26 protein-coding genes are annotated in these 24,944 nt (G+C 64.8%); 4 read left to right on the forward strand and 22 right to left on the reverse strand.

All coding sequences use genetic code 11. The features are described from left to right. Positions 1–23 precede the first annotated feature (23 nt). The 7 genes from AC4CS3_RS03045 to AC4CS3_RS03075 are packed head-to-tail and all read right to left on the reverse strand — an operon-like array spanning position 24 to position 6,368. Positions 24–479, reverse strand: coding sequence for a molybdenum cofactor biosynthesis protein MoaE (locus AC4CS3_RS03045; RefSeq protein WP_490782156.1), 456 nt, complete (start codon positions 477–479; stop codon positions 24–26). After that, positions 469–969 carry a MogA/MoaB family molybdenum cofactor biosynthesis protein gene (locus AC4CS3_RS03050; RefSeq protein ID WP_490782157.1) on the reverse strand — a complete coding sequence of 167 codons (501 nt, stop codon included), beginning with the start codon at positions 967–969 and terminating at the stop codon, positions 469–471. Before AC4CS3_RS03050 ends, AC4CS3_RS03045 begins: the two co-directional genes overlap by 11 nt. Then, positions 966–1,541: a cyclic pyranopterin monophosphate synthase MoaC gene (moaC, locus tag AC4CS3_RS03055; protein WP_490782158.1), complete on the reverse strand. Its 576-nt coding sequence runs from the start codon at positions 1,539–1,541 to the stop codon at positions 966–968. The genes AC4CS3_RS03050 and moaC overlap by 4 nt, the downstream gene beginning before the upstream one ends. Further along, on the reverse strand, positions 1,529–2,812 hold the full coding sequence (locus tag AC4CS3_RS03060) for a molybdopterin molybdotransferase MoeA (protein WP_490782159.1): 1,284 nt from the start codon (positions 2,810–2,812) through the stop codon (positions 1,529–1,531). The genes moaC and AC4CS3_RS03060 overlap by 13 nt, the downstream gene beginning before the upstream one ends. After that, on the reverse strand, positions 2,796–4,355 hold the full coding sequence (locus AC4CS3_RS03065; protein ID WP_490782160.1) for a molybdopterin-dependent oxidoreductase: 1,560 nt from the start codon (positions 4,353–4,355) through the stop codon (positions 2,796–2,798). Before AC4CS3_RS03065 ends, AC4CS3_RS03060 begins: the two co-directional genes overlap by 17 nt. Further along, positions 4,352–5,623 (reverse strand): sensor histidine kinase, encoded by a 1,272-nt coding sequence (locus tag AC4CS3_RS03070; protein ID WP_490782161.1) that lies wholly within the window; start codon positions 5,621–5,623, stop codon positions 4,352–4,354. The genes AC4CS3_RS03065 and AC4CS3_RS03070 overlap by 4 nt, the downstream gene beginning before the upstream one ends. After that, entirely contained in the window at positions 5,610–6,368 is a 759-nt protein-coding gene (locus tag AC4CS3_RS03075) for a response regulator transcription factor (RefSeq protein WP_345449869.1), read from the reverse strand. The genes AC4CS3_RS03070 and AC4CS3_RS03075 overlap by 14 nt, the downstream gene beginning before the upstream one ends. A gap of 151 nt (positions 6,369–6,519) precedes the next feature. Between AC4CS3_RS03075 and moaA the strand changes: the two genes are divergently transcribed. The 3 genes from moaA to AC4CS3_RS03090 all read left to right on the forward strand — a co-directional run bounded on the left by moaA (position 6,520) and on the right by AC4CS3_RS03090 (position 8,295). Continuing rightward, on the forward strand, positions 6,520–7,650 hold the full coding sequence (gene moaA, locus AC4CS3_RS03080) for a GTP 3',8-cyclase MoaA (RefSeq protein WP_490782162.1): 1,131 nt from the start codon (positions 6,520–6,522) through the stop codon (positions 7,648–7,650). 4 nt (positions 7,651–7,654) lie between these two features. Beyond that, complete coding sequence (locus AC4CS3_RS03085) at positions 7,655–7,921, forward strand: MoaD/ThiS family protein (RefSeq protein ID WP_234753108.1); 267 nt, start codon at positions 7,655–7,657, stop codon at positions 7,919–7,921. Positions 7,922–8,001: 80 nt separating this feature from the next. Beyond that, a complete protein-coding gene (locus AC4CS3_RS03090; RefSeq protein ID WP_490782163.1) occupies positions 8,002–8,295 on the forward strand; it encodes a hypothetical protein in 294 nt (97 codons plus the stop codon). Positions 8,296–8,320: 25 nt separating this feature from the next. Here the strand turns inward: AC4CS3_RS03090 and AC4CS3_RS03095 are convergent, their stop codons facing one another. From AC4CS3_RS03095 to truB, 9 genes are all read right to left on the reverse strand, one after another. After that, positions 8,321–8,782 carry a DUF1579 family protein gene (locus tag AC4CS3_RS03095; protein ID WP_345449793.1) on the reverse strand — a complete coding sequence of 154 codons (462 nt, stop codon included), beginning with the start codon at positions 8,780–8,782 and terminating at the stop codon, positions 8,321–8,323. A 158-nt stretch (positions 8,783–8,940) separates the two neighbouring features. Continuing rightward, the gene (locus AC4CS3_RS03100) at positions 8,941–10,284 is read right to left on the reverse strand and encodes a M16 family metallopeptidase (protein WP_490782164.1); all 1,344 of its coding nucleotides are present in this window, start codon (positions 10,282–10,284) and stop codon (positions 8,941–8,943) included. Positions 10,285–10,436: 152 nt separating this feature from the next. Continuing rightward, complete coding sequence (locus tag AC4CS3_RS03105) at positions 10,437–12,689, reverse strand: polyribonucleotide nucleotidyltransferase (RefSeq protein ID WP_490782165.1); 2,253 nt, start codon at positions 12,687–12,689, stop codon at positions 10,437–10,439. Between the two features lie 254 nt (positions 12,690–12,943). Beyond that, the gene (rpsO, locus tag AC4CS3_RS03110; RefSeq protein ID WP_028266602.1) at positions 12,944–13,213 is read right to left on the reverse strand and encodes a 30S ribosomal protein S15; all 270 of its coding nucleotides are present in this window, start codon (positions 13,211–13,213) and stop codon (positions 12,944–12,946) included. A gap of 188 nt (positions 13,214–13,401) precedes the next feature. Next, a complete protein-coding gene (gene kynA, locus AC4CS3_RS03115; protein WP_490782166.1) occupies positions 13,402–14,256 on the reverse strand; it encodes a tryptophan 2,3-dioxygenase in 855 nt (284 codons plus the stop codon). Between the two features lie 9 nt (positions 14,257–14,265). Further along, positions 14,266–15,249 (reverse strand): bifunctional riboflavin kinase/FAD synthetase, encoded by a 984-nt coding sequence (locus AC4CS3_RS03120; RefSeq protein ID WP_490782167.1) that lies wholly within the window; start codon positions 15,247–15,249, stop codon positions 14,266–14,268. Positions 15,250–15,365: 116 nt separating this feature from the next. Further along, positions 15,366–15,815, reverse strand: a complete 450-nt coding sequence (locus AC4CS3_RS03125; protein WP_490782168.1) for a hypothetical protein — start codon at positions 15,813–15,815, stop codon at positions 15,366–15,368. Positions 15,816–15,817: 2 nt separating this feature from the next. Then, positions 15,818–16,171, reverse strand: coding sequence for a hypothetical protein (locus AC4CS3_RS03130; protein ID WP_490782169.1), 354 nt, complete (start codon positions 16,169–16,171; stop codon positions 15,818–15,820). Positions 16,172–16,173: 2 nt separating this feature from the next. Further along, a complete protein-coding gene (gene truB, locus AC4CS3_RS03135) occupies positions 16,174–17,094 on the reverse strand; it encodes a tRNA pseudouridine(55) synthase TruB (RefSeq protein WP_490782170.1) in 921 nt (306 codons plus the stop codon). Positions 17,095–17,180: 86 nt separating this feature from the next. On the opposite strand from truB, the gene AC4CS3_RS03140 reads away from it, so the two are divergent. Continuing rightward, complete coding sequence (locus AC4CS3_RS03140; RefSeq protein ID WP_490782171.1) at positions 17,181–18,335, forward strand: pyridoxal phosphate-dependent aminotransferase; 1,155 nt, start codon at positions 17,181–17,183, stop codon at positions 18,333–18,335. 3 nt (positions 18,336–18,338) lie between these two features. Here the strand turns inward: AC4CS3_RS03140 and AC4CS3_RS03145 are convergent, their stop codons facing one another. The 6 genes from AC4CS3_RS03145 to rimP all read right to left on the reverse strand — a co-directional run bounded on the left by AC4CS3_RS03145 (position 18,339) and on the right by rimP (position 24,837). After that, positions 18,339–18,824 carry a nucleoside deaminase gene (locus AC4CS3_RS03145; RefSeq protein WP_490782172.1) on the reverse strand — a complete coding sequence of 162 codons (486 nt, stop codon included), beginning with the start codon at positions 18,822–18,824 and terminating at the stop codon, positions 18,339–18,341. Positions 18,825–18,939: 115 nt separating this feature from the next. Beyond that, a complete protein-coding gene (gene rbfA, locus AC4CS3_RS03150) occupies positions 18,940–19,449 on the reverse strand; it encodes a 30S ribosome-binding factor RbfA (RefSeq protein ID WP_490782173.1) in 510 nt (169 codons plus the stop codon). 229 nt (positions 19,450–19,678) lie between these two features. Continuing rightward, positions 19,679–22,519, reverse strand: a complete 2,841-nt coding sequence (gene infB / locus AC4CS3_RS03155; RefSeq protein WP_437773094.1) for a translation initiation factor IF-2 — start codon at positions 22,517–22,519, stop codon at positions 19,679–19,681. Positions 22,520–22,715: 196 nt separating this feature from the next. Beyond that, entirely contained in the window at positions 22,716–23,012 is a 297-nt protein-coding gene (locus AC4CS3_RS03160; protein ID WP_490782174.1) for a YlxR family protein, read from the reverse strand. Between the two features lie 221 nt (positions 23,013–23,233). Next, positions 23,234–24,214 (reverse strand): transcription termination factor NusA, encoded by a 981-nt coding sequence (gene nusA / locus AC4CS3_RS03165; RefSeq protein WP_184735854.1) that lies wholly within the window; start codon positions 24,212–24,214, stop codon positions 23,234–23,236. Beyond that, complete coding sequence (gene rimP, locus AC4CS3_RS03170; RefSeq protein WP_490782175.1) at positions 24,214–24,837, reverse strand: ribosome maturation factor RimP; 624 nt, start codon at positions 24,835–24,837, stop codon at positions 24,214–24,216. Before rimP ends, nusA begins: the two co-directional genes overlap by 1 nt. Positions 24,838–24,944: the final 107 nt, after the last annotated feature.

The following is a 24,944-nucleotide window of genomic DNA, read 5'->3' on the forward strand; positions in this document are numbered from 1 at the left end:
CACTCGCGATCCCCTGCGCTGGATTACTCCCCGGCGCCGACCCACTCGACCGTGCCGTCGCTGAAGAACTGTTCCTTCCAGATGGGCACTTGGGCTTTGATCCTGTCCACGAGCTCCGAGCACACTGCGAAGGCTTGTCCGCGGTGTGCAGCGGCAACGGCGCAGACGAGCGCAGGGTCGCCAATCTCCAGCAAGCCGATCCGGTGTGCTGCCCAGATCCGGACAGGCTGTGCGGCCTCCCCCGAGTGCTCCGCCACAAGCTTCGCCACGACGTCGGCCATGACCTGGTGCGCGGTGGGGTGGGCGCTGTAGCTGAGCCTGTCGACGGGTTTTCCGCCGTCGTGGTTCCGGACCACGCCGCTGAAGCTCACGACCGCTCCCGCCGTATCCGATTCCACGGCTGCTATGGCCTGATCCACGGAAATCGGCTCCGCGCTAAGGATCGCGCTGATGACTTCGAAGTCGGTTTCAGTGGTCATGACTTCCCTCCAATTGATCGCAAAGGTGGGCGATGATGGGATCAAGGACGGCAAGGCCGTCCATTACGCCCTTCGGCGAACCCGGCAGGTTCACAATGAACGTCTTGCCTGCTGTACCGGCATGGCCCCGGCTCAACATCGCCATGGGGGTCTTGGCGGCTCCGGCGCGGCGGATGCCTTCCATGAGCCCCGGTATTTCGCGATCCAGCAAAGGCAGGGTGACTTCCGGAGTGCGGTCATCGGGGCTCAGCCCGGTGCCGCCGCTGGTAATGACGACGGCGGGTTCCAGGGTCAGCAGCGCACGGATGGCGGCACCGACCGGCTCACCGTCCGGGACCACCATGACGGGGAAGGTCTGGTAGCCGTGTTCGACCAACCAGTCCAGGATCACGGGGCCGCTCTTGTCCTCGTAGATTCCCGCCGCGGCACGGTTGGACGCGATGACAACGCCGGCCTTCCGCGGACCACGGGCAGGTTCGCAGGCGTTCATGCGCTTTCTCCTTCGCCGGACGCACCGGACGAGGCGGGAAGGGCCCAGTCGCCGCTCTTTCCGCCGCTCTTGGCCAACACCTGGATGCCGCTGATGACAGCGTGCTTATCCACTGCCTTGATCATGTCGTAGACGCTCAAGGCAGCAACTGAGGCCGCAGTCAAAGCTTCCATCTCCACGCCCGTGACGCCCCTGGTCTTCACCGTTGCCAGGACAACCACGGTGTCCGGGCCGAGTTCGAAGTCCACAGTGACCTTGGAAATCGGCAGCGGGTGGCACAGCGGGATGAGTTCGGGCGTCTTCTTGGCTGCCATGATGCCGGCAACGCGCGCCACCGCAAGGGCGTCGCCTTTCGGGAGGTCACCGGCGCCGAGCAGGGTGAGCACCTCGGACGTGCTGTGGACGGTGGCGGTGGCGGTGGCCTCCCGCGTGGTCACGGCCTTTTCGGAGACATCGACCATTTGGGCTGTTCCGTCTTGGCGCAAATGCGTAAGGGCGCCGCCATCATGGCGCAAGTGGGTGAGGCCGCCGACGATGCTTGCGGGATCTGGAGTGTCATTCACAACATCCATACTTCCACTTCCGCCCCGGCGGCGAGTTCCGTGACTGCTGCAGGCACCTGGACCAGCGCGTTCGAGTTGGCGAGCGCATGGATGAGATGGGAGCCTGGACCCCCTTCAAGCCTGACCGTTCCGCCGGGAAGAAGGGTGCCCCGGCGGACCTGGTGCTTACCGGCCGGCGAGGTCAAAGACTCCGCAAGGCGGGCCAGCAGGCTCGGCCGCAATGCAGGGCTGCCCACGACGGCGGCGAGCGCCGGGCGAAGGAACATTTCGAAGGACACGAGGCAGCTCACGGGATTGCCCGGGAATCCCAGGAAGGGCAGGCCGTCGAACGTTCCGATCCCTTGGGGGCCGCCGGGCTGCATGGCCACCGACACGAATTCGACCGACTGGTCCATCATGGCCTGCCGGACCACTTCGTAGGCCCCCTTGCTGACGCCCCCGGTGCTGACGATGAGATCGACGGTGCCGCCCAGGCTGCGGAGGAGCGCCAGCAGCTCAGTAGGATTGTCGCCGCTGATTCCCGTCCGCGTGACGTGGAGACCGGACTGCAGCATGGCGGCTTCGAGCAGGGTTCCGTTGGAATCGTAGATCTTGCCTTCCGGCAGGGACGTACCCGGTTCCACGACTTCATCGCCGGTGGTGACCAGGAGCACGCGCACCGGCATGCGGACCTCGACGGCGGTCATCCCCAGGGCGGCGAGCAGCCCCAATTGCCCGGGTCCGAGGGCCGTTCCCCCGCGCAAGGCAACGGTTCCCGCGGTGATGTCGCTCCCGGCGTCGCGGACGAACGTTCCGGGCTCAGTGGTAGGAAGGCGGACGGTTGATGGGACACCGGGGACGGGAAAGACATCAGGCACTGCCTGTTCGATGGGCACGACGGCGTCGGCACCCTCGGGCATCATGGCGCCGGTCATGATCGGGGCTGCGGTGCCAGGCATGAGCCGGGCCGGTGCCGCGCCGGCCGGGACGGGATCCACGACCGTCAGCTCCGCACCGGCGTCACTCCCTGCGTGGGGGGCGAGGTCCGCTGCGCGGACGGCAAAACCGTCCATCTGGGAGTTGGCGAACGGCGGCAGGCTGAGCGGGGCCAACACGTCCGCGGCAAGTATCCGGCCGAGCGCCCCCATCAACGGCAGCTCTTCGGTGCCGTCTATGTGTGCAAGGCCGGACAGTAGCTCCTGGACGGCTTGACGGTGGGCTGCGACGGATCGTGCCACGAGGGTTCCTCCCGGGTTGTTTCGCTCAGACCTACCCAGCCTAGTGTCAGTTTGCAGTGACATGGATGGTGTGGAACCCCGTGGCGCCGTCCGGTGCCACGGGGGTTTGGGCTTCGGGCTGCGGGGTACCCGTGGCATCGGTGGCACGGACCTGGACTTCATGGTTCCCTGAGCCCAAGTCAAGGCCCAGCTGCCATTGGTACCAGGTGTCCGAGGAGATCCCCGGAGCGAGCTTGGCTTCATGCCAGCTTCCGCGGTCGACGCGCAACTCCACGCGGGAAACGCCGCGGTGTTGAGCCCAGGCGACACCGCCGAACTGGACCGTTCCGGCCTTGACCGAGCGGCCGTCCCGGGGCACATCGATGCGGGACTGCGTCTTGATGGGACCGTGGTCGCTCCAACCTCGCGGAACCCAGTAGCCCTGGTCGTCAGCGAAACGGGTCACCTTCAGTTCCGTCAGCCATTTGGTGGCAGAAACATATCCATAGAGGCCCGGGACGACCATCCGGACGGGGAAGCCGTGCTCCAGCGGCAACGGTTCGCCGTTCATTCCGACAGCGAGGATCGCGTCGCGATTGTCAGTGAGCGCTTCGAGGGGGGTTCCGGCGGTCCAGCCGTCAGTGCTGCGGGACAGCACCATGTCCGCCCCGGACTTGGGTCCGGCCATGGCGAGGAGTTCGCGGACCGGCCAACCCAGCCAGAGGGCGTTGCCGATCAGGTCTCCGCCGACTTCGTTGGACACGCAAGCGATGGTCACGTAGCGCTCGATCATCGGTTTGGTCAGCAGCGTGGCGAAATCCAACTGGACTTCGCGTTCAACCAAACCGGTCACCTTGAGGGTCCAGTCCGGCGGATTCACGGCAGGCGGGATGAGCGCAGTGTCGATCCGGTAGAAGTCGGGGTTCGGCGTGACGAGCGGCTGCAGACCCGCCAAGGTGAGTGCAGCGCCGTCGGGAACCTTCTGCGGAGGAGTCACCGGGGCGGGAAGGGCCACCCCGCGGCGGAAATCGGATGCCACCGTTCCGGCCCTGCGCACCACCGTCGTCACGATCCCTACGACGACGGCTGCGATCGCGGTTCCACCCAGCAATTGCATGAAGCTTCGGCGGGCCAACGGCATGTCGGCTGCTTCGGGCACGGGTCGCCAGGTTTCGAGCCGCTGGATCAGGAGCCGGAGGAAAAGCATGGTGACGATGGTGGCCACGACGGGGGCGATTGCCGCAGTGGGCGCGGCTTGGGCACGGGTCAGCACGGCAGCCAGCCCCGCCGCTCCGGCGAGCAAGGCAAGCGCCAGCCCCGCTCCCTTTCGCCGATACTCCAGGAGCCCGGCGACCGCGGCGAGGACGAGGGTCACCAGTGCGATACTGACGATCAGGGCAAGTTTGTCAGCAGTGCCGAAAAGGTTGACGGCCAGTTCCTTGGCCCAACCCGGAACGGCGTCGATGACCACGCCGCCCAGCGCGGTGACCGGCGAGACGGACGGGCTCAGGAACCCGGCGAGCAACTCGCCGGCAGCCACCCCGAGTCCGATGGCCACCACGCCGCACGCCGCCGCCCACCGTGCTGCCGTCCTGGTACTGGCTTTCTTCGAAGTGGTCCTGCTCATGATGATGTCCCTGCCTGTTTGTGGCTCTCTGCCGGAACCTCGTCCGCGTGAACTGTAAGTATCGGAGATACCTCGGCGCGGGATGGGGTTGCCTGCGCACCCGAGGGAAGGCGGAGCGTGAAACAGCAACCCTCGCCCGTGTTCGCCACCGTGACCGCGCCACCATGCGCCTTCACGATGCCCGCCACCATGCTGAGTCCTACGCCTGCCCCGCTATACCGCGGCGGACCCCCTTCGACGGGCTTTCCCGCTCCCCGGGAACGGTCCTTTTGCCAACCGGTCTCGAAAACGTGGGCGAGATCCTCGTCGTCGATGCCACCGCAGCTGTCCACGACGTCGACGACGGCGTCGCTTCCGTCGCGTCCGACGCGAACCACGACCCCGCCGTCGGGCCGGCTGTAGATAATCGCGTTAAGCACCACGTTCCGGACGGCCCTTCCCAGGCTCGGGCCGTCCGCGATGGCCATGCACTCGCGGTCGCCGCCGCCGTCGAGCCGGATGCCGCGCTGGGCGGCGAGCGGCGCAAGATCGGCGATGGCGTCGCTCACGAGGTCGTAGAGGTCCAAGGATTCTGCGCTCAGCCGGAGCGTTCCGGCCTGGATTTTGGACAGTTCCAAGAGGTCGTTGACCATAACGGCCATCTGGTCCGTCTGGGCGATGATCTTGCGGTAGTACGTTGGGACGTCGGAGGCCATGCCGTCTTCCAGCGCTTCGGCCATGGCCCTCATACTGGCCAAAGGAGTCCGGAGGTCGTGCGAGATCCAGGAGACCAGTTCGCGGCGGGCGGTCTCGACGGCGGCTTCCCGCCGTCGGGATTCCTCGAGTTTGATGCTGCTCGCTTCGAGTTCCTGGGCGAGCTGGGCAAGCTCGGAGTTCATTGCCGGTCCGGCCCGCCGCGATCCTGATTGCGTCAGGAAGGAGCCATCGAGGGCTTCTCCGCTGCCGAGGCGCCGCGTTGCTGCCACGAGCCGGATGGCGTTGCGGGACACCCCGGCCCCGAGGACGAGGGAAATCGCTATTGCCACGGCCGAGGCCACCCCGAGGATGTACCACATGACTTCGAGGTCCACCGCGGAAATGAACATCGCATTGAAGGCGCTCACCATCCCTGCCACGAGAACGGCAACGGTGGCCACCACCACGAGGCAGATCTGTACCAGGATCGACGCGCCGCGCAGGAAACGCAGCAAGGCAAGGGTCAAGGCGCCGATGAGGACAGCCCACAGCAGCATCCAGCCCAGGATCGCGAACATTTCAGCTGCCTGCATGTCCACCTTCCTTCGCGTCAAAGCGGTAGCCGACTCCCCAGACGGTCTTGAGCAGCACCGGGGTGGTGGGGTTGTCCTCGATCTTTTCGCGCAAGCGACGGACGTGGACTGTCACGGTGGACAAATCCCCGAAGTCCCAGCCCCACACGGCCTTGATGAGATCCTCGCGGCTGAACACTTGATTGGGCCTGCGGAGCAGGAAGGCCAGCAGATCGAACTCACGCACCGTAAGCATGAGGGGTTTGCCATCCTGGAGCACTGTGCGGGACGCCGGATCCAATTCGAAGCCGGCGAGCTCCACGGGAGGTTCCGGGCTGAATTCCCGGATACTCCGGCGCAATACGGACTTCACGCGGAGGACAAGCTCGCGGGGTGAGAAGGGTTTGGTGACGTAATCGTCCGCTCCGGTTTCCAGGCCCAGGATCCGGTCGTCTTCCGTGCCAAGGGCGGTGACCATGATGATGGGAACGCTCATGGCCAGGCGCAGCCTGCGGCACACTTCCACGCCGTCGAGTCCTGGCAGCATCCGGTCCAGGATGACAAGGTCGGGCCGCCTGGCGGCCGCGAGGCTCAGTGCGGTGAAGCCGTCGCCCGCGAGATCGACCTGGAAGCCAGCCTGGACCAGGTAGTCCCGGACGACATCGGCGATGGTCTGTTCGTCTTCGACCAGCAGAATGCGGCGATTGCCGACTTCGGCAGGGTGCGGGGCGGACTGCGTGTTCACACCTTCAGCATAGATTCGCATGGTGCCCGCGGTATGTGTTCCGGGCGCCGCCAGGCCAACCGTATGCATTCCGTAAGAAGTCACGCCTTTCCTTGCCTTCCACGGGAGCTGACGACGAACGTGACCGGTGGGCGATATCACGCTCGGGCCCTGCCTGGCGTAGCCTGAACCCATGAGTGTTCAGCTAGGCATGCCGTTGCCTCCTACGGGCGACGGGACGGGAAGCAGCGTTTCTGCGCCCCCGCCGCGCCCTGCAGGAACTCCCCCGGGCCTGTTCGACCGTTACGGACGCCGGGCCACCGACATGCGTTTGTCCCTGACTGACAAATGCAACCTCCGCTGCACGTACTGCATGCCTGCCGAGGGCCTTGAATGGTTGTCCAAACAGGCCGTCATGACCGCCGCCGAGATCGTCCGGCTGGTGCGGATCGGCGTCGAACAGCTCGGGGTCCGCGAATTGCGCCTCACAGGAGGCGAGCCCCTGGTCCGTGCCGACCTGGTGGACATCATCTCGGCCCTCCGCGAGGCGCACCCCGAGCTGCCGATCTCTATGACCACCAACGGCGTCGGACTCGACAAGAAAGCGGCGGCGCTCAAGGACGCCGGGCTCACCCGCATCAACGTGTCCCTCGACTCCCTGCACGAAGAAACGTTCACGAAGCTGACCAGGCGACCCTTCCTGGACAAGGTTTTGGCCGGCGTCGATGCCGCTTGGGCTGCAGGGCTGGGTCCGGTCAAGATCAATGCCGTCCTCATGCGCGGAATCAACGACGCCGAGTCCCCCGACCTCCTGGCCTGGGCCGTGGACCGCGGCTATGAGCTGCGCTTCATCGAGCAAATGCCGCTGGACGCCGATCACGGCTGGACCCGGCGGGACATGATCACCGCAGCCGAGATCCGCGAACTGCTCTCCCGAGACTTCGCACTGAGCCCGGACCCGCGCGAACGCGACGGGGCACCGGCTGAACGATTCGAAGTACGACGCCGGGACCCGGCATCTGCGGACGCCACGGGTCCGCTTCTGGGGACCGTCGGCATCATCGCCTCCGTCACCGAACCGTTCTGTTCCGATTGCCGGCGCACACGGATCACCGCCGAAGGCAAGATCATGAGCTGCTTGTTCTCCCGCGAGGAATTCGACCTGTTGGGACTCCTTCGCTCCGGAGCGGACGACGAGGAACTCGCCCAACGCTGGCAGGACGCCATGTGGATCAAACCCAAAGCGCACGGCATGGACCACACCGGCCTCGGCGCACCCGACTTCATCCAACCGGACCGCAGCATGAGCGCGATCGGAGGCTGAGGCTTTGCTCGTACGATACTTCGCTGCCGCGCGCGCCGCGGCGGGCGTCGAAGAGGAACACCACGATCTTCCTGAAGGGACCGGCCTGGACGGGCTGATCGCGGCTGTGCTCGCCGTCGAACGTCCGGAACCACCGGCTGGAACACCGCCGCTGGCCCGGATCATTTCGCGCAGCAGCTTCCTACGCAATGAGGTAGCAGTCCGCGACCGATCGGCCGCTCTCGGTGCGGACGACGTCGTCGACGTCCTCCCGCCGTTTGCCGGCGGCTGAGCCGGCCAAGGCCGAGGAGTGGTTCCCCGGGTCCAAGGAGCCTACGCTGTGCCTATCCGCGCAACAGCAAAGGAACAGCCATGTACACCCTCCTGATCGAACACTCCGTGAACGACTTCGGCGCATGGAAGCAGTCGTTCGACTCGGATCCGGCAGATCGCGCCGGCTCCGGCGTTGTCTCCTACCGGGTCTCCAGGCTTGTGGACGATTCGCAGCGGGTCCTGATTGAGCTTGATTTCGCCGAACGGGAGCAAGCTGAGTCAATGCTGAACACCTTGCGGATAAAGGTGTGGAGTGGACCAGGAAGGCCGGCCTCGCTCGACGGCATGCCAGATGCGCGGATGGTCGAGTCGATGGAGGCCAGAGTCCTCTGAGTGATGTGCCTGCTGGACGTGAGCCTTAGACGCGCCTGCAGACAGAGACCATGAACGGGCTGAACGTCGGGGCATCCCCGAGCCTGAGCTCCGCCATATGGGTCAGCACGCCGCCGTCCACCTTGAAAGTGTGCCGCGCCGTCCCGCGGGGGCTGCGCCGCTCAAGCCTCAGTGTGCCGTCTTCCCAATGCCCCCGGGCCGGAGCTTCCGGCGGCCTGCCCATGCTGTCCACGTAGTACCACAAGGTGTCGCCGTGGTCCGGGTCAACGGTGAAGACACCATGCCCCTCGAAATGGGTGCCGTCGGGTTCAATGTGCCGGTAGCTCTGCACCAAGGCGTAACCTCCTGCCGCGCGCGAGAACGTCACCTCGGCGTCGGCGGTCCGGGCAGGTCCCCAGGGCGACGCCGAGAGCTCGGTACTCCCCCGCCAATGCCCCAGGAATGCCTCCAGCGCAGTATGTGCATGACTCTTCAATGGCTCGTTCATGGCGACTCCTGCGCAAGACGGTGGATACGTCACCATCATGTTCCCGATCGAGCAGGCGCGTCCAGCCTTCCCCACACCGGGCATGCCCCCTCTTCCAAACCAGGAATGGACATATCAGGGTTATGTCCACTCCTAGGCGCCAACGGGGGGCATGTCCACTAGAGGCCGAACGTCTCTGTTTCCTCGAAGGGCCCGACGACGGTCACGGTGCGGGGGGCTTCGGCGAGCACCCGGGCGAGTTCCTGGACTTGCTCGGCTGTGACGGCCTTGATGCGGGCCAGCGTTTCATCGATGTCCTGGAATTCGCCGGAAACGAGTTCGGCGCGGCCAAGGCGGGACATCCGGGATCCGGTGTCTTCAAGGGCCAGGACGATGCCGCCGCACAATTGGCCCACGGCCTTGCGCAGTTCCTCGTCCGTGATTCTGTCGGCAGCGAGCTTATCCAGTTCGGCGCCCAGGAGTTCCAAAACCTGCTTGACCTTCGACGGCGTGCAACCGGCGTACATGCCGAAGTAGCCTGCGTCCGCGTAGGCGGAGGCGAAGGAATAAGTCGAATAGACGAGGCCCCGCTTTTCGCGGATCTCCTGGAAGAGACGCGAAGACATGCCACCGCCAAGGACAGCGTTCAGGACGCTCATCACGAAGCGCCGATCGTCGGTGGCGACGATCGAGGGGCAGCCCATGATGATGTTGGCCTGCTCCACGGGACGCTTGATCACATGCAGCCCTGCGGTGCCCGTGATATCCGCCCGCTCAGTGGAGCGGCGCTCGACGGGGGCAGCGGTGTCCTTCAGCTCCCACCCGGCCGTCCGCAAGGCATCTACCACAAGGCGGCAAACGACGTCGTGGTCCAGGCCGCCGGCTGCGGTGATGACGATTTCGTCCGGCCGGTAGTAGCGCTGGTAATGTGCCCACACGGAATCGCGGGACACGGCCTTGATGGCGGCAGGGGTGCCACCGATCGGGCGTCCCAGCGGATGTAAGCCGAGTACCGCGGCCACGAAGTTTTCATGTGCGACGTCGGTGGGGTCATCGCTGTCCATGGCGATTTCCTCAAGGATCACGTCGCGTTCCTGTTCAAGTTCCGCAGGATCGAGCACGGCGCCGGTGATCATGTCGGCAATGACGTCGATGGCCATGGGGAGGTCCGTGTCCAGTACCCGGGCAAAGTAGCATGTGCTTTCCTTAGCCGTGGCCGCATTCGATTCACCGCCGACCTCGTCGAAAGCAGACGCGATCTCGAGGGCGGTGCGCTTCTTGGTGCCTTTGAACAGGAGGTGCTCCAGGAAGTGGGTGGAGCCGTGCTGGCCGTCTGCCTCGTCCCGGGAGCCGACTCCCACCCAGAATCCGATGGTTGCCGAACGCTGCCCGGGCATGGCCTCGGTGAGCACCCGGACGCCTCCCGGAAGCACTGAACGCCGGACAACGGAGCCGCCTTCGGCGCCATGGATCAATTCGCCGCCGGGCACGGTCTGCGCCAATGGGAGGGGTACGACAGTCATCAAGACCTTTCAGTTCTGCGGGAAATCACGGGTGCCAAATCTGGCTGCAATCGTACCAGCGGCCGCATCGCCTCTGGGACGGGAATTCATTGTTAAACCGGGCAGGACCGGTGGACATGTCCACCGGTCCTGCCCGTGTTTGCCGGTTCAGGCTACTCGGCGGAAACTTCAGCCTCTTCGGCGGGAGCTTCTTCCGAGGTGGCGCCTTCTTCCTCAGCCACAACCGGGGAGAGGGAGAGCTTACCGCGGTCGTCGATCTTGGTGATCTCGACCTGGATCTTCTGGCCCACGGAGACGACGTCGTCGACGTTGTCCACGCGCTTGCCGCTGGCCAGCTTGCGCAGCTCTGAGATGTGCAGCAGGCCGTCCTTGCCCGGGGTCAGGGAAACGAACGCACCGAAGGTGGTGGTCTTGACGACCGTGCCCAGGTAACGCTCACCGATTTCCGGGATCTGCGGGTTGGCGATGGCGTTGATCGCGGCGCGGGCTGCTTCTGCAGACGGACCGTTGGTAGCGCCGATGTAGACGGTGCCGTCGTCCTCGATGGAGATGTCGGCGCCGGTGTCTTCCTGGATCTGGTTGATCATCTTGCCCTTGGGGCCAATGACCTCACCGATCTTGTCAACGGGGATGTTGACGGCGATCACGCGCGGTGCGAACTCGGAGAGCTCGTCCGGAGTGTCGATGGCGGCGTTGATGACGTCCAGGATGTGCAGGCGGGCTTCGCGGGCCTGCTTTAGGGCTGCAGCCAGGACCGATGCCGGGATGCCGTCGAGCTTGGTGTCGAGCTGGATGGCGGTGACGAACTCGGAAGTACCGGCAACCTTGAAGTCCATGTCGCCGAAAGCGTCTTCGGCGCCGAGGATGTCGGTCAGGGCGGCGTAGCGGGTCTGGCCGTCAACCTGGTCGGAAACCAGGCCCATGGCGATGCCGGCAACAGCGGCCTTCAACGGCACACCTGCATTGAGCAGGGACAGCGTGGAGGCACAAACGGAACCCATCGACGTCGAACCGTTGGAGCTGAGGGCCTCGGACACCTGGCGGATGGCGTACGGGAATTCCTCGCGGGACGGCAGCACCGGCATGATGGCGCGCTCTGCGAGGGCGCCGTGGCCGATTTCGCGGCGCTTCGGGGAACCGACGCGGCCGGTCTCGCCCGTGGAGTACGGCGGGAAGTTGTAGTTGTGCATGTAGCGCTTGCGCGTGACAGGAGACAGCGAGTCGATCTGCTGTTCCATCTTGAGCATGTTCAGCGTGGTGACACCCATGATCTGGGTTTCGCCACGTTCGAAGATGGCGGAACCGTGAACGCGGGGCAGGACCTCTACCTCGGCAGTCAGCTGGCGGATGTCCGTCAGGCCACGGCCGTCGATGCGGATCTGGTCCTTGAGGATGCGCTGGCGCACAACCTGCTTGGTCAGGGAGCGGAAGGCTGCGGAGAGTTCCTTCTCGCGGCCCTCGAACTGCCCGGCGAGGGCGCCAAGGACTTCGTCCTTGAGTTCGTCGGAGGCGTTGTCGCGGTCCTGCTTGTCGGCGATCTGGAAGACCGCGGCAAGCTTTTCGGCGGCGGCAGCTTCAACAGCGGCGTAAACGTCGTCCTGGTAGTCCAGGAAGATCGGGAACTCAACAGTGGGCTTGGCAGCGCGGGCAGCCAGGTCGGCCTGGGCCTCGCACAGGGCCTTGATGAACGGCTTGGCAGCTTCGAGGCCCTCGGAAACAACTTCTTCGGTCGGAGCGGTAGCGCCCTGTTCCTTGATGAGGTTCCAGGAGTTGTCCGTGGCTTCGGCTTCGACCATCATGATGGCGACATCGTCACCGGCAATGCGTCCGGCGACAACCATGTTGAAGACGGCGTTTTCGAGCTGGGAGTGCTTCGGGAAAGCAACCCACTGCGAACCCTGTTCGTCGGCGACGAGGGCAACGCGGACGCCGCCGATCGGGCCGGAGAATGGGAGGCCGGAGAGCTGGGTGGACATCGACGAGGCGTTGATGGCCACGACGTCGTAGAGCTCGTCCGGGTTGATCGCCAGGACGGTGACGACGATCTGGACCTCGTTGCGCAGGCCCTTGACGAATGCGGGGCGCAGGGGGCGGTCCATGAGGCGGCAAGCCAGGATGGCTTCGGTGGACGGGCGGCCTTCACGGCGGAAGAACGAGCCCGGGATGCGGCCGGCGGCGTACATGCGCTCTTCGACGTCGACGGTCAGCGGGAAGAAGTCGAAGCCTTCACGCGGGGACTTGCCTGCGGTGGTTGCGGACAGCAGCGCGGTGTCTTCGTCGATGTAGACCATCGCGGCGCCGGCTGCCTGCTTGGCGAGGCGGCCGGTTTCGAAGCGGATAACACGCTTGCCGAAGCGGCCGTTGTCGATGATGGCTTCTGAGAACTGGATTTCGGGACCCTCCATTGAGAGTCACCTCCGTTTCTTGTTTAGCGGAAGTCCTCCCGCATCGACCCAGGCCAGCGTCTGTTCCTGGCCTGTACGACACCCGGTCATCGATCGAGACCCACGGGCTGTGCCTTCATCACAGAAGGCTGCTCCCGGGGATCACTACCGAGGACCGCGAATGCGCGATGCGGTTGAACTCCTGTTAAGTGTTGGATTTAGTTATGGAGAAAAGGCGGCCCGTTCCGCGGAGGATCGGGCCGCCCGAAGTCAAACTAGCGGCGCAGGCCGAGGCGCTCGATGAGCGCACGGTAGCGGGCAATGTCAGTCTTCTTGAGGTAGCCCAGCATGCGCTTGCGACGACCAACCATGGCCAGCAGACCGCGCTGGGTGTGGAAGTCGTGCTTGTGCTCCTTCATGTGCTCAGTCAGATCCTTGATCCGCTGAGTCAGGACTGCAATCTGGACCTCCGGCGAACCAGTGTCGCCCTTGGACGTTGCGTATGCCTCGATGATGGACTGCTTAACAGCGGCTTCAAGTGCCACGTGAACTCCTAGAGTTGTGCCGTGCGTCCCGATTCAGCGCCTCGCTGCCGGGTTGTGATGTGCCGATGACCGCACACAAAACAGGTCCAGCCGCCACGGACTGCAGCCGGATCCATCCCTCAGTTTACCGGCAGCCCGGCAATCTTGTCGAAAGCTGCCGTGTGACCCTCCTCAAACAGAAGCGACACTCACTGCCCGATCTCGGTCCGGACTGCGAAAAGCTCAGGGAAGAACGTCAAATCGAGCGCCTTCTTCAGGAAGGAAACGCCGCTTGAACCTCCGGTTCCTGTCTTCATGCCGATGGTCCGCTGCACCGTACGGAGGTGCCGGAAGCGCCACAATTGGAAGTTGTCTTCCAGGTCCACCAGTTCCTCGCAGGCCTCGTAGGCCGGCCAGTTGTCTGCGGCATTTTCGTAGATGTGCTTGAAAAGGGGCAAAAGCCCAGGGGTGAACTCGTGGGCCTGCGTCACGTCCCGGTCCAGGACGGAGCGTGGAACGTCGTAGCCGTGCCGGTCCAGGTATGCCAGGAATTCGTCGTAGATGCTCGGAGCGTTCAAGAGCTCGTCCAGCATGGTTCTGGACTCCGGATCCGATTCGAACACCGGCAACATCTTCGCGTTCTTGTTGCCGAGGATGAACTCGACGGCGCGGTACTGGCTCGACTGGAACCCCGAGGCATTGCCCAGGAAGCCGCGGAACTGGGAGTACTCGGTAGGGGTAAGCGTGGCGAGCACCGACCATTGCTCGGTGAGCGTCTTCTGGATGTGCTTGACCCGTGCGATGGCCTTGAGCGCGGAGCCAAGGTCGTCCTGGCGCAGCCAGGTGGCCGCACTCCGGAGCTCGTGCAGGACCAGCTTCAGCCAGAGCTCGGTGGTTTGGTGCTGGATGATGAACAGGAGTTCGTCATGGTGTTCAGGCTGGCTGACAGGTTGCTGGGCGCTGAGCAGCACGGGCAGCTGCAGGTAGGAGGCGTAGCTCATGCGTGAGCTGAAGTCCTTGACGATGCCTTCGTCGAGTGGCCGGGTGTTCTTCTCAACGCTCACGGCGCGGGGCTACTTGTCCAGCAGGAGATCGTGGGCCTGGGCGACGTCCAGCCGCATCTGTTCCACAAGGGCCTCGGGTCCGCGGTAGGCCACCATGCCTCGCAGCCGCGCGGTGAATTCCACCACGACGGTCTGGCCATAGAGGTTGAAGTCCTCCACTTCCTCCTCCGGGCGGTCGATCACGTGGGCTTCCACCTGGCGGCTCACGCCGTCGAACGTGGGGTTGGAACCCACCGAAATCGCGGCGGGCCAGCGGGTTGCGGATTCGTCCACGAGCCAGCCGGCGTAGATTCCATCCGCGGGGACGTAGCCCGTGGCGCCGTGGTCCAGGTTCGCCGTGGGAAAGCCCAGAGCACGTCCGCGCGCGGCGCCGTGGACCACTTCGCCGCGCATCCTGTGCGGGCGGCCGAGGACGGCAGCCGCGGTCTCGACGTCGCCCTCGGCGAGGGCCTCGCGCACCCAGGTGGAGGAACAGCGACGGTCCGTGCCGCCGTCGTCGTGTACTGGAAAGCCTTCCGCGCCGAATTCGTTGACCACGTGGACGCCGAATCCGAGTTCCTTGCCCAATTCCTGCATGGTGCCGACGTCGCCGGAATTTCCCACACCGAAGCGGAGATCGTGGCCCACTACAACGTGTGCCGCGTGAAGCCCGTCCAGCAGGACCTTGACGACGAATTCTTCGGGAGTCATTGCCGCGAGCGTGAGGTTGTACTTCATGACGAGGACAGCGTCCACGCCCGTGTCGGCCAGGGCATCGAGCTTGTCCTGCAAGCCCATGAGGAGCTCCGGTGCGGAGTCGGGCCGGTGGACCAGGGCCGGGTGGGGATCGAAAGTCACGACGACGGACCGCGCGCCGTGCTGCCCTGCGGTGCGCAGAAGCTGCGTCAGCACCTGCTGGTGGCCCCGATGGACACCGTCAAAGTTGCCGATGGTAACGACGCTGGGACCGAAATCCTCGGGGACCTCGGTGGGATCGTTCCAGATGTGGACCATCAACCTCGCCTTTTACTGCTGGTATTCACTATGCCCGGTGCCTGCTCCGGCGCCGGAATTCTCTAAGGTTACCCGCTATCAGGGGGCGCCCTTGCCCGGTGGCGGAGCCCCGATTTCTACTGCGGGAGCCGCGCCGGGCGCCGACGGTAGAGCCACAGCAGGCCCAGGACCGGCAGGATCAGCGGCACAAAGCCGTATCCACGTCCGAACACGGACCACACGGTGTCGTGCGGGAAAGCCACAGGATCGAAAAGGCTGATGGCACCAACCACCACCACTCCGACCATCTCCACGAGGACGGCCGCGAGCGATACCTTGAACCACGCGCGGCCCGGCTTCGCGAGGGAGACAGTGGCCACGATGTACACGACGGCGGCGAAGGCCGAGAGGATGTGGGCCAAGGGAGCATCCGAGAACTTGGTCAGGATCTGGTAGCCGGCACGGGCCGTGGCCGAGATCGCGAAAACCCCGTAGACCGCAATCAGCAGCCTCCCGGGCCCCGTGTTGCGGGTGTCCCGGTTCTTCTTCCCGGTGGTTTCAACAGTCACTTCGTGTGCTTCTTCCAATGTCAGTACCAGATCTGGTTCATGCGGGCCGCCATGACCAATGCGGTGACGCCCACGGCGCCCATGACGAAATTGCTCCAACGGGTCCGTTCCAGGATGGACCAGTACACCGCGACGACGGGGAGGATGAGAGCCGTGATGATGTAGCCCCAGAATTCCCAAGGCTCCCCAGCGATTTTTTCACCTATCGCTACGCGGATGATCGATCCCACCAGATAGACCAGCAGGACGAGTTCGACGGCGGCAACGGACAGTATGGTGACGTCGTTGGGGGCCTTCTTCATGATGCCCGCCACGACGCAAATGATGGTGGACAGCAGGCCCACCACCAGGACAGCGTAAAAGTATCCGTCCATGGCTAGTGTGCCTGCTTTTCGTTGTCAGGGGCGAACACAAGGACGGGCTTGGCGAAGCTCCCCGCATCGGCCAACAACGCCACGAGCTCCCCTGATGGAGAGAACGCAGCAGCCGGGTTCTCGGCGGTGGCTGCGTCGGCCGTGCCGGCCGCCGGTCCCGCGGCGATCCTGCGGCCAAAAGAGATTTCGGTGGTTTCGGCGTCGCTCAGCTCCCGGTTGGGCATGAGCGCGCGGGCGGCGGCGGACATGTCGAGGACTTCCAGTTCCTCGGCAAGCTGTTCGAGGGTACGGGCTTGCTCCAGGGAGTACGGCCCCACGTGGGTGCGGCGCAGCGCCGTGAGATGGCCGCCGACGCCGAGAGCCTCGCCCAGGTCGCGCGCCAGCGCGCGGATGTACGTGCCCGAGGAGCACTCGACGGTCACATCGATGTCTACTACCCTGCCGTCGTCGACCCTCCGGATGGCGTGGATCTCGAAACGGTGGATGGTCACCGGCCGGGAGGCGAGCTTGACCTCTTGGCCCGAACGCACGCGCGCGTAGGACCGCTCGCCGTTGACCTTGATGGCACTGACACTGCTGGGAACCTGCTGGATCTCGCCGCTGAGCTGCGCGACACCGGCGCGGATGGCGTCCTCAGTGACTCCGGCGGCGCTGCGGCTTTTGGTGATGTCACCTTCGGCATCGTCCGTGATGGTTGATTCGCCGAGCCGGATGGTGGCGGAGTACGTCTTGGAGGTGCCCACGATGTACGTCAACAGCCGCGTCGCCTTGTTGATGCCAAGCACCAGCACCCCGGTGGCCATGGGGTCCAGGGTCCCTGCATGGCCCACTTTCCGGGTACCGGCCAGTCGCCGCATCCGTCCAACCACATCGTGGCTGGTCCATCCTTGCGGCTTGTCAACGATTACCAGTCCAGAAAGCACGCCTCCCAGTATATCCGCGCCGGGGCATGCATCCTGCGGCCCGCTGCTTCCCTGAACGGTCCGGGACCGCGGCTAAGATGGCTCCCATGCCTGAGCTTGCCGCACACGTCCGCGAAGTGCCCGTGAACCAGATCCGCGAAATTACCGAGGCCGCCTGGAGCACCCCCGGGGCAATTGTCCTTAGCATCGGCGAGCCCGGCTTCGCGCTCCCCCGGCACATCCTGGACGCAGGGATAGCCTGCCTGGACAGGGACGAGACCAACTACACCCCCAATGCCGGGATCCCGGCGCTGCGTGAGGCCTTCGCCGAACGCTTCCGTGCCCACAACAAAGTGGACCTCGGGGCGGAGCGCGTGTATGTCGTCGACGGAGCCCAGCAGGGACTGCATTTCGCCATGAGCCTGCTCCTCTCCCCCGGCGACGAGATCCTGATTCCCAATCCGGGCTATCCCACTTTTGCCATGACGAGCCATTTGCTGCACGCCGTTCCGGTGCACTATCCGCTCTACCCCGAGCACGAGTTCCAACCCCGCATCGAGGACATCGAGGCACTGATCACGCCCCGCACCAAGGTGTTGGTCCTGAATTCGCCGTCCAATCCCCTGGGCGCGGTGATCTGCGAGGAAACGACGCGCCACCTCGTGGAACTGGCCGTCAAACACGATCTGTGGATCATTTCGGACGAATGCTACGAAGCCTTCACCTTCGACGTTCCGCACACGAGTCCCGCCCGCTTCGACAGCACCGTTCCCGGGGAGGCCCGGGTCTTCACATCCCTGACCTTGTCCAAAACGTACGGGCTGACCGGGCTGCGGATCGGGGCGCTCATTTGCCCGCCGGGCCTGGAACGGAAGATGAACAACGTCATGGAAGCTATCGTTTCCTGCGTGGCATCGCCTTCACAGTACGCGGCAGTCGCTGCGCTGACCGGCCCGCAGGACTATGTGGACACCGCGAGGGAGCATTACCGTTCAAACCGCGACGCCGCCTCGGCGGTGCTTGCGGAGAAGGGCATTCCCTTCCTGGGCGCCCAAGGCGCTTTCTATCTTTGGGCAGACGTCTCGCATGTAAGCGGCGGGGACGTGCGTACTTGGGTGCGCACGTTCCTGGCGGACTCTGGAGTGGCCGTGGCGCCGGGGACCGCTTTTGGTTCCATCGGCGAAGGATGGATCAGGATCGCGTTGTGCGGTGATCACCAGCAGCTGCTCGACGGCGTGGGGCGGCTCCCGGCAAGGGCGTGAACCTCAGTATTTGGTCCGGTTCTTGTGCCCGCGCCACGCATCGAAAGGAGCCTCCGATGCGGCGACCTCCGTATGTTGGACGGGCAAAAGTTCAGGCCTGTTGCCGTCGAAGTATTCGTAAAATACGGCATCGTCGAAGCCTGCGGCTGCGGCCCCATGCCGATCAGCGGCAAAGTAGACGCGGCTTACCCTGCCCCATAGGGCGGCCGAGAGGCACAAAGGGCACGGCTCGCAGCTTGAATAGAGCACCGAGCCGCTGAGATCGAAGGTTCCCAGTTCCGACGCCGCCCGCCGGATGGCCACCACTTCTGCGTGCGCTGTGGGGTCGTTGTCGCGGGTGACCCGGTTGACGCCGTCATGGAGCCGTCCGTCCGGAGTGACCACGACGGCGCCGAAAGGGCCGCCGCCGTCGGCCACGTTTTGCACCGCGAGCCGCACGGCGTGTTCGAGGTAGTCTTCGGGACTCTGAGCTGCATCGTGCGGCGACATGCTCCGATCTTAGCGACGGCCCATCAATTTGGCCCGGCTTTTCCGCTTAAACAAGAAGGACCGGATCCGGCAGTTCTAAGAACTGCGGATCCGGTCCCACCCGGGAAGCGCTGGACTACTTGCCGCCGTCTTCGTCGATGTCTTCATCGGCACGGAGGTCGATGTCTTCTTCATCAAAGTCGTCTTCGTCGATGTCCGCATCCTGCGGGACATCGCTCTTGTACGGGTCAGCATCGCCTGCGTGCTTGGCTCCGGCGGCCAGCGCGGCCACCTCGGCGTCGCGCTGCTTGGCGGTGCGCAACAGCTCCTCAAGGTTCGAGGCGTTGACCGGAATAAGGTCGGCAACGAATTCCAAGGTAGGAGTCAGCCGCACCGTGATGTTGCGGCCCACTTCCTGGCGCAAAACACCCTTGGCCTTCTCCAACGCCCGAACAGCATCCGAATGAGCGGCTTCGTCACCGAAGACCGTGTAGTACACGGTGGCGTGCTGAAGATCGTTGGTGACGCGGGCATCGGTAATAGTGATGCCCTCAACCCGCGGATCCTTGATCCGCCGGCCCAGTGCCTCAGCAACAACAACCTTAATCCGCTGCGCCAACTTGGCAGCGCGTGCCGGATCAGCCATTTCTACTCCTAAAATTTGCGTACGACGGCGCGGTGGCGGCTCACAAAGTTGAGTCTGCGTAAGCTGCCACGCACCTGAGGTGAGTCTATGACGATGCCGGAGAGTTGTGGGGGCGCCCGGGAGTGGCATCGGGCCTACCGGAGCTGGGCGGCTCAGGATCGCAGATCCCGGGCCGCCCAGCGTAGGGGCGGGGCGCCCCCACAACTCGGAGGCTCCCCGCTAGGACACCTTAGACGCGCGGCTTTTCGCGCATCTCGAAGGTCTCGATGATGTCACCTTCGTTGATGTCGTTGTACGAGCCAAGACCGATACCACACTCGAAGTCCGTGCGGACCTCGGTGGCGTCGTCCTTGAAGCGCTTGAGCGTCTCAACGGTGAGGTTGTCGCCGATGACCTTGCCATCGCGGCTGACGCGTGCCTTCGTGTTACGGCGGATGATGCCCGAGCGCACGATGGAACCGGCGATGTTTCCGAACTTGGAAGAACGGAAGACTTCGCGAACCTCGGCGGTACCGAGCTGGACTTCCTCGTACTCCGGCTTGAGCATGCCCTTGAGGGCCAGCTCGATGTCATCGATTGCCGAGTAGATGACGGAGTAGAAGCGCATGTCCACGCCTTCACGATCGGCAAGGTCGGCCACGCGCTCGGCGGGCTTGACGTTGAAGCCGATGATGATGGCGTTGTCCACCGTGGCGAGGTTGACGTCGTTCTGCGTGATGGCACCCACACCGCGGTGGATGACGCGAAGTTGAACGTCTTCGTCGCCGACATCGATCTTGAGCAGTGCGTCTTCGAGGGCTTCAACGGCACCGGAAACGTCACCCTTGAGGATGAGGTTGAGGGTGTCGATCTTGCCCGCCGCAACTGCCTGGTCGAAGTCTTCCAGGCTGATGCGCTTGCGACGCTTGGCCAGTGCCGCGTTGCGGTCGGCTGCTTCACGCTTTTCAGCGATCTGGCGGGCCGTACGCTCGTCAGAGGTCACCAGGAAGGTGTCACCTGCACGCGGAACGTTGGACAGACCCAGGACCTGGACCGGTCGGGACGGAAGCGCGACGTCGAGGGCGTTGCCGTCTTCGTCGAACATGGCACGGACGCGGCCGTGGGCCGTACCGGCCACGATCGTGTCGCCAACGGCCAAGGTACCGGACTGGACCAGGACGGTGGCCACGGAACCGCGGCCCTTGTCCAGGTTCGCTTCGATGGCAATGCCTCGAGCGTCCTTGTCCGGGTTGGCGCGCAGGTCCAAAGCAGCGTCTGCGGTCAGCAGGACGGCGTCGATCAGTTCGTCGATGTTGATGTTCTGGCGGGCAGAAACCTCAACGAACATGGTGTCGCCACCGTATTCTTCGGGAACCAGACCGTACTCGGTGAGCTGGCCCTTGACCTTGTCCGGGTTCGCACCTTCCTTGTCGATCTTGTTGACCGCGACGACGATCGGCACGTTGGCCGCTTGTGCGTGGTTGAGTGCTTCCACCGTCTGCGGCATGACGCCGTCGTCGGCTGCGACAACCAGGATGGCGATGTCGGTGACCTTGGCACCACGTGCACGCATGGCGGTGAACGCCTCGTGACCGGGGGTGTCAATGAAGGTGATGTCGCGCGGAGTGCCCTCGTGGATATGGCTGATCTGGTAGGCACCGATGTGCTGCGTGATGCCGCCGTGTTCGCCGGCAACCACGTTGGTCTTCCGGATGGCGTCGAGCAGTCGGGTCTTACCGTGGTCAACGTGACCCATGACGGTGACAACCGGGGGACGAGGTTCGAGGACGTCGTCGCCTTCGGCTTCCAGTTCGGCGTCGAGGTCGATGTCGAAGGAGTCGAGGAGCTCGCGCTCTTCGTCTTCCGGCGAAACTACCTGGATCTTGTAGCCAAGTTCAACACCCAGCAGGCCGAAGGTGTCTTCGTCCAGGGACTGCGTGGCCGTTGCCATTTCACCGAGGTGGAACAGTACGGTCACCAGTGCGGCGGGGTTCGCCTCGATCTTGTCGGCGAAGTCCGTAATGGACGAGCCACGACGGAGCCGGACTACGGTGTTGCCGTCGCCGCGGGGTACGGATACGCCGCCCAGCGACGGAGCACTCATCTGCTCCAGTTCCTGACGCTTTGCACGCTTCGACTTGCGCTGCTTGCCGCGTCCTGCGCCACCCTTACCGAAGGCACCTTGGGTACCGCCGCGTCCGCGGCCACCCTTGCCGAAGCCACCGCCAGCGGGAGCTCCGCCACCGGTGCCTGCGCCAGGAGCGCCACCCGGACGGCCGGGGCCGCCGCCACCCGGACGGCCAGCGCCACCCGGACGGCCTGCGCCACCGGGAGCGGGACGCTCGGTGCGGTTGGGCATCATGCCCGGGGTAGGACGGTTTCCTGCGGGGCCACCTGCGGGACGCGGAGCGCCCGGACGGGGAGCACCGGGGCGCGGAGCACCCGGACGCGGACCACCGGAACCGGCTGCGGGACGGGGACCGCCTGCGCCGGCCGCGGGACGCGGACCGCCGGGACGTTCGCCGTCAGTGCGGCCGCCGGAACGGGGCATGCCCTGCGATGTTGCGAAGGGGTTGTTGCCCGGACGGGGAGGACGCTCGCCGTCGCCACGGCCGCGGGGCATGCCCTGCGAGGTCGCGAACGGGTTGTTGCCCGGACGGGGGCCGCCGGGCCGCGGTGCCTGGCTGCCCGGACGTGCCGGGGCAGGGGCTTCGGCCTTGGGTGCCGGACGGGCACCCGGCTTGGCGGAAATAGGACTTGCTGCAGCTGCGGGAGCCGCAGGTGCCGCCGGGGCGGGGGTCTCAGCCTTGGGGGCGGGAACCGGAGCCTTGGGCGCAGCGGGGCCCGGAGCCGGGCGGGATGCTGCGGGTGCGGCAGGTGCCGCGGGGGCTGCAACGCGAGGTGCTGCCGGGGCAGCGGCCTTTGCAGCGCCGGCACCCGGGTAGGCGTCGCGAAGCTTCTTCACGACCGGTGCCTCAATTGTTGAAGAGGCGGAGCGAACGAATTCGCCCAATTCCTGCAGTTTCGTCACTGCATCTTTGGAAGTAATACCGAGCTCTTTGGCGAGCTCATGTACGCGGACCTTGGCCACATTTCTCCTGTCTCGGTCCGCACCGAGCCAGGCACGAACCGTCTAATTCTTACTGCGGGCCCCTGCCGCGAACGCGGCGGATAGGCCCTGTGCAGAGCGCAACAAAGTTGTCATCGTTGCGCACTCATCGCTGGGAACTCATCGGGTTTCCATCAGTTTTCTGACCCGCTTTCAGGTTTGGACGGTTTTCCTGCTTTCACGGAGTGTCCGCAGGGGGTATGACTGCCGCCAGGTAGCTTTCGACGGCGGTGACTTCACTCGCGCCCGCGAGGGCCCTTGCGAAAGCACGCCGTTTGCTTGCCAGCGTCAGGCATGTGGTGCTGGGGTGCAGCCACGCACCCCGGCCAGCCATCCGGCGTCGTTCATCCACCAGGACGACGGGTGACCCGCCGCCTTCGGCGACAAGCCGGATCAACTCGCTCCGCTTGCCTTGTTTCCGGCATCCGATGCAGGTGCGCACAGGCTGGTGCCTGGTGTGAAGCAGTTCAGTCACTGGGTGTATCAACCTGCCTCAGTGTCTTTACCTGTCTTCTGCGGTTCTGCTTTGCTCGGCGCCGCCCTTGCCTTGCCGGGATTATTGCCCCGTAAGTCGCGAGCACGCCAAAGCGCACGGATACCGGGCATAGGCCCGGTTCCATCTATTCTAAGCCCCCGAGGGCCCGGCCACCGAATCCACAGGTGCGCGGATCCGGGGCTGGGCGCCAGGTGGTCTGTTTAGTTGCCCTTGGCCGGAGCGGCGTCAGAGACGATGTCGATCCGCCAGCCGGTCAGCTTGGCTGCGAGCCGGGCGTTCTGGCCTTCCTTGCCGATGGCGAGGGACAGCTGGTAGTCGGGAACAACCACCCGGGCGGAGCGCGTGGCTTCGTCGGTGATAGTGACGGAATTCACGCGCGACGGCGACAGGGAGTTGGCGATGAAGGTCGCCGGGTCTTCGCTGAAGTCGACGATGTCGATCTTTTCGTCGTTGAGTTCGGTCATGACTGCGCGGACGCGGGAGCCCATTTCACCAATGCAAGCACCCTTGGCGTTGATGCCGGGGGTGTTGGCTTTGACGGCCATCTTGGTCCGGTGTCCGGCTTCGCGAGCCAGTGCCACGATCTCGACCGAACGGTCCGCGATCTCCGGGACCTCCAGCTCGAAAAGCTTCCGGACGAGGCCTGGGTGTGAGCGCGACAGCGTGATTGAGGGTCCCTTGGCGCCGCGGTGGACGTCCACCACGAACGCACGCAGGCGGTTGCCGTGGGTGTACTTCTCCCCCGGAACCTGCTCGGGCGGCGGCAGCAGCGCTTCCACGGAACCGAGGTTCACCTGGATCATGTGCGGGTTGTTGCCCTGCTGGATCAGGCCGGCGACGAGTTCGCCTTCACGGCCCTTGAATTCGCCAAGGACGTTGTCGTCCTCGACGTCGCGCAGCCGCTGCAGGATGATCTGCCGCGCGGTGCTTGCCGCAATGCGGCCGAATCCCGCAGGGGTGTCCTCGAACTCGCCGACGGCTTCGCCGTCGTCGTCGATTTCCGTGGCCCAAATGGTCACGTGGCCGCTCTTGCGGTCCAGCTCTGCACGGGCCTTTTCGAAAGCGCCCGGCGTCTTGTGGTAAGCCACCAGGAGCGCCTGCTCGATGGTGGGAATCAGGAGGTCCAGCGGGATTTCACGCTCACGCTCCAGGAGTCTCAGCGCACTCATGTCAATATCCATTAGGCCTCCTCGGAAGGTCCGTTGTACTCGTCTTCCAGCACGGCCTCGTTGAGGTGGCTGAACTCTATCTCGACTTTTCCTTGGCGGATCCTGTCGAAAGGAATTTTCACGGGTTCGCCGTGCTTGGGCTTCATGCCCTTCTTGACCTCTTGCTCGGGAACCAGGGTGACGCCGTCGTCGTCGACGGACTGGATACGCCCGGTCAGGTTCTCTCCCTGGATCACGTTGACCTTGACCATGCGTCCGCGGGCCCGGTGCCAGTGGCGGGGCTCCGTCAGGGGCCGGCCGACGCCGGGCGAGGAGACCTCGAGGTCGTAGGGGCGGCCGTCGGTCCGGGGATCGTTGTCCAGGATGTCCGAAAGGGCCCTGGAGATTTCCGCGATGACGTCAAGGCTGACGCCGCCGGTTTCCCCCTGGGGCAGGTCGATGACCACGTGGACTACCCGGTGCGAACCGGCAACCTGGATGGCAACATCCTCAAGATAGAGCCGGCTCGCCAGGACGGCAGGCGCCAGAAGCGCCTTCAGCCTGCTCTCCTCGGGGTTGCGGACCTCGTGTTGCGCTGGACTCGTCGGATCCGTTCCAGCCTGGTCTGTTGAAGTCGTGGCTTCCGAATGACTCACTGGCCAGCCGCCTCCCGATAGATGATGTTGTGACTACTAGCTTAACGACATTTACGGCGGCGTGGTGCACGGGGACTCCTTGCGGGGAGGCAAGTTGTCCGCGGGCG

This window comes from Arthrobacter sp. SE2, from assembly GCF_058244265.1.